Origin of the sequence: Acetobacter fallax, from assembly GCF_011516735.1 — a bacterium.
Lineage (GTDB): Bacteria > Pseudomonadota > Alphaproteobacteria > Acetobacterales > Acetobacteraceae > Acetobacter > Acetobacter fallax.
The window spans coordinates 33,052-46,922 of record NZ_WOSX01000009.1 but is presented as its reverse complement, the minus strand read 5'-3'; the positions used below and the strand labels follow the sequence as shown (position 1 = coordinate 46,922).

The following is a 13,871-nucleotide window of genomic DNA, read 5'->3' as shown; positions in this document are numbered from 1 at the left end:
CGCCCATAAAAGAACGGTCACTTCCTGGTGGATGGGGCGTAACACGCGGACGGGGTCACATGAGCGACGATGTCAATATTCTTCGGGAGGAGTGCCTGAACGCGCTTGCTGCCGCCTCAGATCATCGCGCGTGGGATGCGATCCGTGTCAGCGTTCTTGGTAAGTCAGGCCAGCTCACCGGGTTGCTGAAACAGCTCGGCCGCATGGACGCAGAAGAACGAAAGACACGGGGATTACTGCTCAATCGTCTGCGCGATGAACTCACCAGAGCCATTGAGGCACGAGGCCAGGAACTCGAAACCGCCGCTCTTGACGCCCGCCTTACCGCTGAACGCGTGGATGTTTCTGTTCCCGTCATGGAGGCAGGTCGCGGTGCAATCCATCCTGTCAGCCAGGCCGTGGAAGAAATTACTGCCATCTTTGGCGCCATGGGCTTTTCTATCGCGGAAGGGCCCGACATTGAGACCGACTGGCATAATTTCTCGGCTCTCAATACCCCTGAACACCATTCTGCCCGCACGGATCACGATACATTTTATCTTCCGGCAGAAGGGGACGGTCGCAATCGTGTCCTGAGAACACAGACGTCTGGCGTGCAGATCCGCACGATGCTCGGCAATAAGCCTCCGATCCGCATCATCGCGCCTGGACGGACCTATCGCGCGGATCATGATGCCACGCATTCTCCGATGTTTCATCAGTGCGAAGGTCTGGTTATTGATCGTGGAATCACGCTCGGACATCTCAAAGGTTGTCTGATCGAGTTCCTGCGCGTGTTCTTTGGGAAGCCAGACCTGCCAGTTCGCTTTCGGGCGTCCTACTTTCCCTTTACCGAGCCATCCATGGAAGTCGATATTGGCTGGTCCCGCAAAACCGGAGAAATCGGCGGAGGTAAAGACTGGCTGGAGGTTCTGGGTTCCGGCATGGTTCATCCCCGTGTTCTGGCGAATTGCGGTCTCAATCCGGAAGAGTGGCAGGGATTCGCATTCGGTATGGGGATTGAGCGTTTATCGATGCTGAAGAACGGTATCCCGGACCTGCGTTCATTCTACGAAAGCGACGTCCGGTGGCTACGGCATTATGGAACTGATCCACTCGTTCCCGCTCTGCTGCATGAGGGATTCTGATCCATGAAGTTCACGCTATCCTGGCTCCGCGATCACCTCGAAACCAGCGCTACGGCCGATGAAATCTGTGCAACGCTGAATCGTATCGGCCTTGAGGTCGAGCATGTGGAGCAACTCGGTGCGCAACTGGCGCCGTTCCGTACCGCTCGTATTCTGGAGGCTATTCAGCATCCGAACGCTGATCGGCTAAGGGTGTGTAAAGTTGATGCCGGGCCGGACCTCGGCGAGGTGCAGGTCGTTTGTGGCGCGCCAAACGCACGTGCAGGTATTGCTGTAATTTTTGCTCCGCCCGGAACATATGTTCCGGGATCGGATATCACCATCAAGGCAGGCAAAATTCGGGGTGAGGCCAGTGGCGGCATGCTCTGTTCGCTGCGGGAACTGGGGCTGGGGCAGGAAACGGATGGTATTGCCGAACTGCCAGAGGACACATTGCCTGGTGAGTCATACGCGGATTTTGCCGGTCTTGATGATACGGTCATTGAGATTGCAGTGACACCCAATCGTGGCGATGCCCTCGCTATTTACGGGATCGCGCGCGATCTGGCTGCTGCAGGCATTGGTGAACTGAAGCCTTTTCTGGCTGATACCGTCGAAGGAACCTTTGAGTGTCCGATAAGCTGGAGCATCAGCTATCCGGAAGCCTGTCCATGGGTGCTGGGCCGGACAGTTCGCGGTGTAAAGAACGGACCAAGTCCGAAATGGCTGCGGGATAAACTGGAATCCGTCGGCCTGCGGTCCATTTCGACTCTTGTCGATATCACAAATCTGTTCACCATCGATCTTGGCCGCCCGCTGCATGTTTTTGATGCAGACCGGATCAAAGGCAATACTCTGTCTCTCTGCCGGGGGGGGAACGAGACTGTTCGTGCTCTTGACGGTAAAGATTACATCGTCACGGCTGAAGACTGCGTGATCGCGGATGGCGCCGGGGTGCAGTCCATTGCAGGCATCATGGGAGGTTCCGACACTGAGGTGACAGATCGGACGACGGATGTTTTTGTCGAATGTGCTCTGTTCGATCCTGTGCGTATTGCCCTGACCGGGCGGCGGCTTGGGATCAGTTCCGACGCTCGCTACCGTTTTGAGCGAGGCGTTGATCAGGCGATGCCTGTCGCCGCGCTGGAAGCTGCAACCCGCCTGATTATGGATCTCTGTGGCGGGGAAGCCAGTGAAGTGGTTTCAGCAGGTAATCAGCCGCACTGGCAAAGGGATGCACGGCTGAGATTTGAGAGAATCAGCGCCCTTGGCGGTCTCGATATCGCGCCCGAAGAAGCTGTAGTGATCCTCGGTCACCTTGGTTTTGAGACAAAGTTACGCGATGAGCATAGTGTAACTGTTGCGGTCCCGTCCTGGCGCAACGATGTCGCGCAACCGGTCGTCCTTGATCCGGCGCCGACACTCTCGCCTGAGCAGTGCATGGTGCTTGAAAGTGCCGTTGCTCATATTGAACCAGAATGCGATCTGATAGAGGAAATCCTCCGTATCAAGGGACTGGATCAGGTTGCGCCGATACCGCTGCCTCCCGTTTCCACAGTGCCGGGTGTGTCGATGACGCCGGCCCGCACCCGTGTGGCACGGGTGCGCCGCGTGCTCGCAACACGAGGCCTTCTGGAAACGATCGGATTTTCCTTCATTGCACACGAGGAAGCCGCTAAATTCGGAGATGCGCCCGAGTCTCTGAGGCTGCTTAATCCAATCGCCGCCGACCTCGATCAGATGCGTCCGACACCTCTGCCGGGTCTGCTGGCAGCCGTTCGGCGCAACACGGCGCGTGGCTGGCCAGATCTCGGATTGTTCGAAATCGGTGCCGGTTTCGCGGAGGACGGGCAGACAACAATTGTCGCTGGTCTTCGTTCCGGGCGTACACCGCGCCAGCCTGGCGGCGGTGGTGAGGTGATGACATTCATGGCAGCCAGGGCTGATGCGACAGATGTACTGACGTCTCTGGGGGTCTCGTCTGATGCGCTGACAATTACGGCCGATGCTCCAAAATATTATCATCCCGGTCGTTCGGGTATATTGAGGCTTGGTCCGAAGACTGTGCTGGCTGCTTTTGGCGAACTGCACCCGTCACTGCTTCAGGATGCGGGGTTTGAGGTGCCCGTTGTCGCGTTTGAAATCTTCCTTGACCGGATCAGCGACCCGAAGAAGCGTCGCAGAACTGCACCGGATTTTTCTGCGCTGCAGCCGGTGCGCCGGGATTTCGCTTTCCTTGTCAGGAATGACACGCCGGTTGATTCGGTATTGCGGGCCGCACGAGGAGCGGAGCGCGCTCTGATAACGGGTGTGTCGCTTTTCGATATTTATGAAGGAAGCAAGCTTCCTGATGGTCAGAAATCGATAGGAATTGAAGTGACACTGCAGCCGGAGAGCGTCAGCCTGACGGATGCAGAGATTGAAAAAGTCTCGGAAAAGGTCGTTGCCGCAGTGGCAAAAGCCACGAATGCGGTCCTGCGGTCATGAAGCAGGCATTTGTCGGGCATGACGTGCGGGATATGCGGTGATATGAGCGCATCATGACAACCGACCAGTCTCCTTCACCGGCGCTTTTGCCGTCCGGCTTTGTTGATCGTCTTCCACTTGACGCGCAGGCGGAGGCAAGTGGTACGGAGACGTTGCTGTCGGTCTTTGCCAGCCATGGATATGAGCGTGTAGCGCCGCCTTTGCTGGAGTTTGAGGATACATTGCTGGGGGGGGCGGGCGCTGCACTTGCCGATCAGGCCTTCCGTCTGATGGATCCTGATACACGCAGGATGATGGCGCTGCGTCCGGATATCACGCCGCAGATTGCCCGCATCGCTTCTACCCGGCTCGTCGGGGTCCAAAGGCCTCTGCGTCTTTCTTATGCCGGACAATCCGTTATTGTCGGGAATGGCAGCGCCGGGCAGAATGAAAGACAAATCGGGCAGGCTGGAATCGAACTTATCGGCCCTGATAGCGTCGAAGCAGATGCCGAAGTTGTGGCCGTTGCGGCAGAGGCGCTTGCCTGCCTTGGTGTCACTGCTGTTTCGTTCGATCTGACGATGCCTCCTCTGGCTCCGTCCCTGATTGAGCAGGCGGGACTTCCCGGGGCAGCAAGAACGGCTCTGATGCATGCTCTGGACCGCAAAGACGCCGCTGCCATCGCGCAGCATGGGGGAGCGATTGCCAATACACTGATCGGACTCCTCAGCGCTGCCGGTGCAGCAGACCAGGCACTGGAAGCCCTGAGGACTGCTGATCTGCCAGCTGTCACACGTTTGTTCAGCGAGCGATTGAGAGCATCTGTTGAGGCTATTCGGACGAGACTCCCTGATTTGCAGATCACGGTCGATCCGGTGGAATTCCGTGGCTGGAAATATCACACCGGCGTCTGTGTCACTGCTTACGCGCTTGATAGCGGAGAAGAGCTCGGCCGCGGTGGACGCTATCTCTGTAACGATAATGAACCGGCCTGTGGCCTCACTTTTCGACCTGACGCAGTTTTCAGAGCGGCTCCGCGCCGAACATTGCCCGGTCGGGTCTATATTTCGTCTGGAACAGACCCGTCCGTCGCGAAATTGTTGCGCACGGCAGGATATGTGACAGTCGCAGGCCTTGATTCGCATGAGCAGCCTGAAGAAGAAGCGCGACGTCTGTCCTGTTCCTCCGTTGTCCAGGGCGATAAGCTCATATCGCTTGATTAACGGCACCTGTCACAGCCTGATTTCGCCCCAACCATGCCCCTGATCCGGGCGTTCCTCTGAATTTACCGCCGGAGAACCTGAGCCATGTCCAATGTCACCGTTATTGGCGCCCAGTGGGGCGATGAAGGTAAAGGCAAGATTGTCGACTGGCTTGCCAGCCGGGCCGATGTCGTCGTGCGGTTTCAGGGGGGGCACAACGCAGGTCACACTCTGGTGGTCGGCAATCAGGTCTACAAGTTATCTCTGCTGCCCTCAGGACTGGTGCGTGGCAAGCTTGGTGTAATCGGCAATGGTGTCGTCGTTGATCCGGAAGCGCTGCTGGCAGAGATCGGCAGGGTAACGGAAAAAGGGCTGACAGTGTCGCCTGATACGCTGAAAATCGCGGAGAATGTTCCGCTCATCCTGCCACTGCATGGTGCGCTTGACCGTGCGCGTGAAGCCGCGCGCGGCGATCGTAAAATTGGCACGACGGGACGGGGTATCGGGCCTGCCTATGAGGATAAAGTCGCAAGGCGCGCTATTCGTCTCTGTGATCTTGCTGAGCCGGAGACGCTGGACTGGAAACTCGACGAACTCCTGCTGCATCACAATACTCTTCTTGCAGGACTGGGCGCAGAAACATTTAAAAAAGCGGATCTGCTCCAGTTTCTGAATGACATTTCTTCGCATGTCCTGGCGTATATGGCGCCCGTTGCTGATCTTCTGGAAGAACAGCGTAAAGCTGGAAAACGCATTCTTTTCGAAGGGGCGCAGGCGGTTATGCTTGATGTTGACCACGGAACGTATCCGTTTGTCACAAGCTCCAATACTGTAGCATCCAATGCAGGCACAGGGTCCGGGATGGCGCCTTCAGCCGGCGGTTTTGTGCTCGGGATCGCAAAGGCTTACACCACACGCGTGGGCGAGGGACCTTTCCCCAGTGAACTGCATGACGACACGGGACGGACACTGGGCGAGCGCGGCCATGAATTCGGGACGGTGACGGGGCGTCCGCGTCGATGTGGCTGGTTTGATGCCGTACTTGTCCGGCATGCAGTGCGGGTCGGTGGTATTGATGGTCTGGCCCTGACCAAGCTTGACGTTCTGGACGGGCTTGACGAAATACAGATCTGTGTTGGCTACGAACTTGATGGTGAAATAATCGGGCGCTTTCCGGCCGGTCCTGCCGCTCAGACGCGGCTCAAACCTGTCTTCGAAAAGCTTGATGGATGGAAAGAGTCGACGTGTGGCGCAAGAAGCTGGGCTGAACTCCCGGCACAGGCGATTAAGTATGTCCGTCGGATCGAAGAGCTCGTTGGTGCACCCGTTACACTTCTCTCCACGAGCCCGGAACGCGATGACACAATCCTGATGCGTGATCCGTTCGACTCCTGAGTTGGCACTGCGAATATCTGCGGTAGTCTGCGGACATTTGTAAGCAATCCTTTAAGGCATCTCCGGTATTCTGAACGCGTTCATGGATGCGTGAAGGATACCTATGGCTGAGGCGGACTTTGCTGCGGATGCAGAGCATTCTGCGGAGAGAAAAAGCGATCGGGTCACGATCGGGGAGCGCTATGTCATTGAGATGACACATGCGCTGCCCGAACTTGCGGGTTGCCCGGCCTGTGTCGCACATGACACGCTTTCAGCGCATTCAGGGGTCATCGCCCTGGCGCCCGATGCCTTTCATCCGGTGCGCCCAAACGCACAGAAGATGGCAAGAATCCGCTCGCCACATCTGCTGACGGTCCATGCGCTGGATGAAGCGACCGGTTCTGTCTGGCTTATCTGTGATGCTCCGCCCGGACCGGCTCTGACTGAGAACTCAAACTGGTCTGAGGCAGCGGTTCTTGAAAGGGTTATCGAGCCGATTGCGGCCGCTCTCCATACATATAAAGAATCCGGCTTCACGCATCGTGCGATCCGCCCGGACAATGTTTTTGACCCAGGAGGTCGTTTTTCAGTTCGACTGGGGCCGGGCCTCGCGACACCTCCTGCAATATTTCAGCCCGACAGATTCGAGGCGCTTTCATCCGTTGTCTGTGCGCCCGCCACTCGTGGGAATGGCACGATTGCTGACGATGTGTTTTCTCTTGGAGCACTTGCAGCCTGGCTTCTTGGTGGCGGTAAGCCTTACGGTAGCGAGCAGCCCGGAGCATTAACTGAAGAGCGGATGGCGAAAGGCAGCTTCACGGTGCTCGCCGGACATCTTTCGCTTTCTCCTGATGTGATGTCGCTTCTGGCAGCGATGCTTTCGGATGATCCTTCTGCTCGGCCGGCTCCCAGGGATCTGCTCAATGCAGCGGATCGTAAGGGATTTGTCGCCAGACGGCAGGTCGTGGCCTCTATGCCTGTTCAGCTTGGGCCAGTCCGTGTTCGAACGGCGAGGGAACTGGCGTGGCACGCCACACGGTACCAGACGGAATTTACCGGATTGTTTCGTCGTGGAGTCGTCGAACGATGGCTGTCACATGAGCTGGGTCTCACGCAGGTCGCCAGCCGATTAAGCGTTATTGCCAAAGAAGGCGCCGTTTCCGCAGATTCATCCCTGTCTCCATACAGCATGATGGAGATCATTGCCGTCCTGGATCCGTTTTTACCGATGTTCTGGGATGGTCTCTGGTTCTGGCCAGACGCGATCGGAACCCTTGCTGTCGCGGCTGCATCGGAGGCCAGCGCCTTCCCCGTTGATCCGGCTACTGCAATCGTTGCGATCACACAGGGGGGAAAGCTCGCTCGTTTTGCTCAGCTATCCGGAGTAGAGGGGCAGGTCGCAGCCTGCCAGCAGGTGCAGCTTGCCACCAGGCAGGCAACAATTGAAGGGCCTTCGGATGTGATCCGGCTGGCCTATCTTCTCAATCCATATCAGGCTTGCCTGTCATCGCGTTGCGTAGAGAAACGCTTTTCAACTGCGTGGGCTCTTCTTCAATGGCTGAACGCCGGGGAAAATGTTGATAAGCCCGGGGTTTCCGGTCTGCTTGATCCTTACATGATGACGTTTCTGTTTGCGTGTTCCCACAGAAATGGCCTGATAGAGTATTTTGATGACATTGCGGCCAGGGATAATTCTCCATGGGCGTCTGATCTTCGGATACTTGCAAAATTGCAGCATCTGTATGCTACGGGGCCTCTGTCCGGAATTGCAAGGCAACTTCTTCCTCACCTCAGTCCGTCATTAAAACAATGGCGCAGCCGTACAATGAGAACGCGGCGGGGCGAAGATCTGGCTACCGCAGCCGATACAGGCGATCTCATCAAAATGTTCGAACTTCTGAATGATATCAAGGCGCTCGCCAAAGATCGGGAAGCGTGGCTGGCGGCGAAACGTGAAGCAAGAACACTGGAGCTTCAGCAGGCCAGTCTCACGCCGCAGTCGACTGATGTCCCCCCGAAACTTCGGGCTGAGATGTTTCGGGTCGCTACGGCATTCGGGGCAGTGACAGCAATAGCCTCATTGTGTCTGGAGATCGTGTTGTGACGTCCCTTGTCAGGCGCGGGCAGCCGATGAAATGGACACATGGTCTGGTCTGTGGAGCTGCGCTGGCCTGGTTGCCAGCTTATTCGTTGCTGATTGGAGTTCTGTTTCTACCTCTTGTCATTGCGTACTTTACCGATACATCGCGCAATCAGGACATGGTTCGTATGATGTTGCCATACGAATTTGCGGCGCTGATTCATCCATTACACATACTGTGGAACGATGAGGGCTCGCTTAACACAACGATTTCGTTGCTTCTGAACCCTATGACCAGCGTCGTTGGCTGGCTATCAGCCGGAGCCGGATGGTTTGTCCTGGAGATGACTCTGATTTCAGCGAAACTCATCCGACAGTATCAGACACGTAGCAAAAAAGCTGAAATTGCAGCACGTTTGAAAGAGATTCACGAGGAATGGACTGAAAACCCCGGTATGCCAGAAGCATCCTGACCAGATCCTCAGCCCTTATCCCCTGATCGGCCCCGATCAGGGGCGCGTATAAAGTACCGTTAGCGGCCTTGCTGGATCGCGGACAAAAGCCAGCTTCCACCGCGCGAAGGACGCACGAACGTCCACAATTCAGTCACAGTAACCGGGTCGGTCGAACTGCCTGAAACCACACGTCCGGTCATGTCGGTCGTCAGGTCAATCAGGCTGTAACGCATGGCGACAGTCGCATAATCAAAGCCGTTCTCTGCCCAGGATTCAGACAGATCACCCTGGATAAACCTGACATCCGACACGATATTGCGTTCACCCCGGCTTACGAGTGCACTTAATTGCTGATTGAAATAACTTACCATTTCGGGCGTCGCCATGCCCTGCAGTGCCGGGATATTCTGCTGGCTCCAAGCCGCCTGAATGTTCATCAGCAACTGCTGGAAAGCCTGATAATCCTGCGCTCCGATTTGCAGAGAAGGCTGGCTGCCACCCGACGAAAAGCCGGCATTGCCCGGAAGGGCTGGGCCGGAGGATATCGGAGCACCATTCCTGTTCCGAACAAACATCCCAATCAGCCAGCGAATAATAAGAATGCCAAGGGCGATCTGGATCAGGAGACCGATAACACCAAATAAACCATGAACGCCACCAAACAGACCATGTCCGGATAGCAGGCCAAACAGTCCCGCGCCCAGAAGGCCGCCCGCAAACCCCGTCAGAAACGGATGGCGACGCGGCGCCATGCCCATACCATTACTGGTGTAGGGTGCATTATAACCTGGCGCCTGACGTGGAGCGATCGATCGCTCCACGTCAGGCGCACTATAAGGCGACGTTCGTGTCGGAGGTGGTGCCGACCAGGTGCGGCTGCCACGGCTGCCCATCGACCCGCCTTCTCCCGGGCGCGCATACGCCAGCCCGGGAGAGAGCGCCAGTAACAGAGCGAGGGCTGCGGCTGAATAAGTGGCCTTACGTTTCATGGCGGGCAGAGGAAATCTCCTGTGAGTTGCGGTGGTCTTCAGGACATTAATGCAGCTTTTCGGAAGGGAACGACTCCATCGTGTCATATAAGTCTGGCGCGGACTAACCAGATATCAGTCACCGGCGATGCTCATCGCATCAATACGGACGGTCGGAGCGTTCATCCCGAATCGGAACGACAGATCGTTTGCTATCTGTAAGCGCCCGAACATGTCCGAAAGATTGCCGGCGACTGTGAATTCAGCAACGGCTTCAGCGATTTGTCCGTTTCTGATCATGAAGCCGGATGCTCCCCGACTGTAATCACCTGTCAGTCCGTTAATCGCGGACCCCATCATTTCGGTAATGTAGAGCCCTTCAGTGATGTCGGACATCAACTCTGCAGGGGATACTGCACCCGCTTCAAAGAAAAGATTGGTGACTCCCGGAGCGGGTGGAGAAGATGGTCCCCGGGTTGCTCTTCCGTTTGTCTGCAATCCGAGTTGCCGCCCGCTGCGACTGTCCAGAAGCCAGCTTTGCAGTACACCATCTTTCACCAGATCGAGCTTCTGACCCGGAACACCCTCACCGTCGAAAGGACGGGACCGCAATCCGCGCGTCCGGCGTGGATCATCGGTCACAGTAATGCCGGAAGAAAATATCTTTTCACCCATTCTGGTTTTCAGAAATGAGGTGCCACGGGAAATCGCCGCTCCGTTGATGGCTGACGACAGATGACCGAGCAAGCTGCTGGCGACGCGTGAAGCAAGGACAATTGGCAGCGTACCTGTCCGCGGGCGAACCGGATTGAGGCGGCCCACGGCCCTTCGTCCGGCGCTGGCACCGATAACTCCCGGATCGTCGAGATCAGATAGCCAGACCGTTGAATGATAATCGTAATCGCGCTGCATACCGGTTCCCTGGCCGGCCAGCGCACTCATCGATACGGAATGACTCGTGCGGGAATAACAGCCTGCTACTCCCGATGAAGTCACCAGAGCCACCGTGCTGCGGCCCCATGTGGCGCTCGCCCCGGCCGAATTTGTCACACCTTCGATTGCCCGTGCGGCATCTTCCGATGTGCGTGCACGCTCCAGAAGTGCGGCAGCATCAGGTTCCGTGGCGTCCACAAGATCAAGATCGTTTGTTTCAACGCGACCAATCAGGGGTACGCCCTCAGGCAGACCAGCATGGGCGTCTTCCGGAAGAACCTGCGCCATAGCAAGAGCCTGATCCACGAGCGCGTCGAAACCGCTCGAATCGAGCGTAGACGTTGAAACGATCGCCGATCGTTTGCCGCGGAAAACCCGCAAACCAAGATCCGTAGTCTCTGAGCGCTCAAGTTCTTCAGTAATTCCGTTTCTGACACCCACACCAAGTGATGTGCTGCCAACATAAACCGCATCTGCCGCGTCCGCGCCTTTCTTCCGTGCGCGATCGACCAGATCGCTGGCGAGATCGAGAGGAGATGTGCTCATGCGGCAAGTTGTCCCTGAAGCGAATGAAGTGACATGACGCCACTGATCGGACCCAGCGTGGCAAGTGTCGGCTGAGCACGGAAAATGCGTGAGGCAGCGCGACAGATATCAGCGGGCGTCACTGCGTTGATCTTCTGCACTGTTTCTTCAACAGGAATCAGTCGGCCAAAAATCTGAAGCTGACGGGCAATTTGCTCACATCGGCTGCCGGTACTCTCGAGTGACATCAGCAACGAGGATTTGAGCTGTGCCCGGGCACGGGACAGTTCGGCATCGCCGACCTGTTCCTGAATTTTGTGTAACTCCGCCAGAGTAACCGGCAGGAGTTCAGCTGCTTCCTTTTCGCCCGTTCCGGCGTAAATACCGAACAGGCCACCATCAAGAAATGGTGAGGCAAAGGAATACACTGAATAGACAAGTCCGCGTTTCTCACGAATTTCCTGAAACAAGCGGGAAGACATGCCGCCACCCAGAACCGTGGAAAGGAGAAGAACCGGATAATAATCGGGGTCACCGAACCCAACTGATGGAAAGCCCAGCACAATATGTGCCTGGTCGAGGTCTTTTTCACGACGGAATTCGCCACCGGTATAATGACTCGGGGTTCTGTCAGGAATCTGCACAGAAGGCAGATCCTCAAAGTGGCGGGCAACCATATCCACAACCGCGTCGTGTCGCAGATTACCCGCTGCCGCAACGACCATGTTTGCCGGCGTGTAGTGTGTTTTCATGTATGACATGAGGGTCTCGCGACTCATGTCCCGGATCAGTGCTTCAGTGCCAAGTGTAGGCAGCCCCATAGGCTGACCGCTGAAAGCGGTTTCCTGAAAATGATCGAATACGATATCATCCGGCGTATCATTGGCCTGACCGATTTCCTGCAGGATCACACCGCGTTCCCGCTCGACCTCTTCAGGTGCAAAAGCGGAATGTGTCAGAATATCGCCGATAATATCGATGCCGAGTGGCAGGTCGTCTTTCAGAAGCTTGACGTAATAGGCTGTCTGCTCCCGTGCTGTGTAAGCATTGATATGGCCGCCAACATTTTCGATCTCCTCGGCAATCTGCGCTGCAGACCGGGCCGCCGTGCCTTTGAAGGCCATGTGCTCAAGAAAATGCGATACGCCATTCTCCTCAGGACGTTCGTTTCGCGTGCCGGTCGCGACATACGCGCCGAATGACACGGTCTCGACGCGGTCCATGCGCTCGGTCACGACTGTCAGGCCGGAAGGAAGGCGGGTCTGCTGGATGGGATCGGTCATATTGGTCCTGAAGTCGGGTGGAGAAGTCCCGGTGAAAATCAGCGATCGTTATTGAGAACGCCCGAGCGTACAGCATCTTCAACAAGGTTGAGTGTATTGGGCACAACACGGAAACGTTCTTCGCGGTCAAAGAGGTCTGCGAGTGACGGTGGCAGGGCAGGAAAAATGCCTGTGGCAGCCCGCATTGCATCAGGGAATTTCGCCGGATGAGCGGTTGCCATTGCCACCATGGGAATACCAGGCTGACGAAATTTCCGGCCAGCCGCGATCCCGATGATCGTGTGTGGATCCGCGAGGTACTGACTTTTCTGATGCACGTTGCGGATTTCGGTGGTCGTGGCCTCATCATCAAGGGCCAGACCAGAAAAAAGCCCGTGAATTGATGACCACACCGATTCGGGTACATCCATTTTCCCGGTTTGGCGGAAGCCGGTCATTAGCGAAGCGCAGGATTCCGAGTCGCGGTCCAAAAACTCGAACAACAGCCGTTCGAAGTTTGAGGATACCTGTATGTCCATGGAAGGAGAGAGGCTCGGTACGACGGCCCGGGCTGTCATATCGTTGGTGTTGAGGAAGCGTGTGAGAATGTCGTTCCGGTTGGAGCCGACGCACAGGTGTCTGACGGGCAGACCCATTCGGCGTGCCACCCAGGCAGCAAGAACGTTGCCGAAATTTCCGGTCGGGACCGCGAATGATATCTCGCGATCGGGTGCGCCCAGAGAGAGCGCTGCGTAAACGTAATACGGAATCTGCGCCGCGATTCGCGCCCAGTTAATGGAATTTACCGCAGACAGACGCATCTCGTTGCGGAACGGCATGTCCGCGAACATTGCCTTCACCAGATCCTGGCAGTCATCAAACGTGCCCTGCACGGCGAGATTCGAGATGTTTGGATCCAGCACAGTCGTCATCTGACGACGCTGGACATCGGAAGTCCGCCCTTCCGGATGCAGAATGACTACGGACAGACGTTCCCGGCCTTTGCAGGCCTCGATTGCCGCTGATCCTGTGTCGCCTGATGTCGCCCCGACGATGGTCACCCTTTCGTCACGTTCCGTCAGAACATGATCGAACAGCCTCCCCAGAAGCTGCATCGCCATATCTTTGAAGGCGAGGGTCGGCCCATGGAACAACTCCTGCACAAACAAACCGTCTTCAATCTGTACAAGCGGGGCGATCGCTGCATGATCAAAGTTTGCGTAAGCATCCCGACACAGGCGCAGCAATGTTTTCTGATCGATTGAGCCTGCCATGAAAGGCGCCATGACTCGCGCCGCCAGCTGCGCGTAGGGGAGGGAGCGCATGTCCCGCCAGTCTTCAGCGGTAAATTGTGGCCATGTCTCAGGCATGAACAGGCCGCCGTCTTCGGCGAGACCGGCGAGCAGGATATCGGAGAAGGAGCGCGCCGGAGCCTGGCCACGCGTGGAAACGTATTTCATGCGCGTTGTATAACCCGTCTGGTCCCGGTCGGGGAGG

10 protein-coding genes are annotated in these 13,871 nt (G+C 56.7%); 6 read left to right on the top strand and 4 right to left on the bottom strand.

The window, feature by feature from the left end:
- The first annotated feature begins 59 nt into the window (after positions 1 to 59).
- The 6 genes from pheS to GOB85_RS06825 all read left to right on the top strand — a co-directional run bounded on the left by pheS (position 60) and on the right by GOB85_RS06825 (position 8,704).
- Entirely contained in the window at positions 60 to 1,127 is a 1,068-nt protein-coding gene (gene pheS, locus GOB85_RS06855) for a phenylalanine--tRNA ligase subunit alpha (RefSeq protein ID WP_173576816.1), read from the top strand.
- Between the two features lie 3 nt (positions 1,128 to 1,130).
- Entirely contained in the window at positions 1,131 to 3,593 is a 2,463-nt protein-coding gene (gene pheT / locus GOB85_RS06850) for a phenylalanine--tRNA ligase subunit beta (protein WP_173576815.1), read from the top strand.
- 53 nt (positions 3,594 to 3,646) lie between these two features.
- The gene (locus GOB85_RS06845; protein WP_173576814.1) at positions 3,647 to 4,795 is read left to right on the top strand and encodes an ATP phosphoribosyltransferase regulatory subunit; all 1,149 of its coding nucleotides are present in this window, start codon (positions 3,647 to 3,649) and stop codon (positions 4,793 to 4,795) included.
- 84 nt (positions 4,796 to 4,879) lie between these two features.
- Entirely contained in the window at positions 4,880 to 6,169 is a 1,290-nt protein-coding gene (locus GOB85_RS06840) for an adenylosuccinate synthase (protein ID WP_173576813.1), read from the top strand.
- 103 nt (positions 6,170 to 6,272) lie between these two features.
- Complete coding sequence (locus GOB85_RS06830) at positions 6,273 to 8,255, top strand: serine/threonine-protein kinase (protein WP_242011333.1); 1,983 nt, start codon at positions 6,273 to 6,275, stop codon at positions 8,253 to 8,255.
- A gap of 26 nt (positions 8,256 to 8,281) precedes the next feature.
- Entirely contained in the window at positions 8,282 to 8,704 is a 423-nt protein-coding gene (locus GOB85_RS06825) for a hypothetical protein (protein WP_194298704.1), read from the top strand.
- A 59-nt stretch (positions 8,705 to 8,763) separates the two neighbouring features.
- On the opposite strand, the gene GOB85_RS06820 is transcribed toward GOB85_RS06825, so the two are convergent.
- The 4 genes from GOB85_RS06820 to thrC form a co-directional block, all read right to left on the bottom strand.
- On the bottom strand, positions 8,764 to 9,675 hold the full coding sequence (locus tag GOB85_RS06820; protein ID WP_173576809.1) for a Tim44 domain-containing protein: 912 nt from the start codon (positions 9,673 to 9,675) through the stop codon (positions 8,764 to 8,766).
- A 114-nt stretch (positions 9,676 to 9,789) separates the two neighbouring features.
- The gene (locus GOB85_RS06815) at positions 9,790 to 11,133 is read right to left on the bottom strand and encodes a TldD/PmbA family protein (protein WP_173576808.1); all 1,344 of its coding nucleotides are present in this window, start codon (positions 11,131 to 11,133) and stop codon (positions 9,790 to 9,792) included.
- Positions 11,130 to 12,395, bottom strand: coding sequence for a M16 family metallopeptidase (locus GOB85_RS06810; RefSeq protein WP_173576807.1), 1,266 nt, complete (start codon positions 12,393 to 12,395; stop codon positions 11,130 to 11,132). The genes GOB85_RS06815 and GOB85_RS06810 overlap by 4 nt, the downstream gene beginning before the upstream one ends.
- 38 nt (positions 12,396 to 12,433) lie before the next feature.
- Entirely contained in the window at positions 12,434 to 13,834 is a 1,401-nt protein-coding gene (gene thrC, locus GOB85_RS06805) for a threonine synthase (protein ID WP_173576806.1), read from the bottom strand.
- Positions 13,835 to 13,871 lie beyond the last annotated feature (37 nt).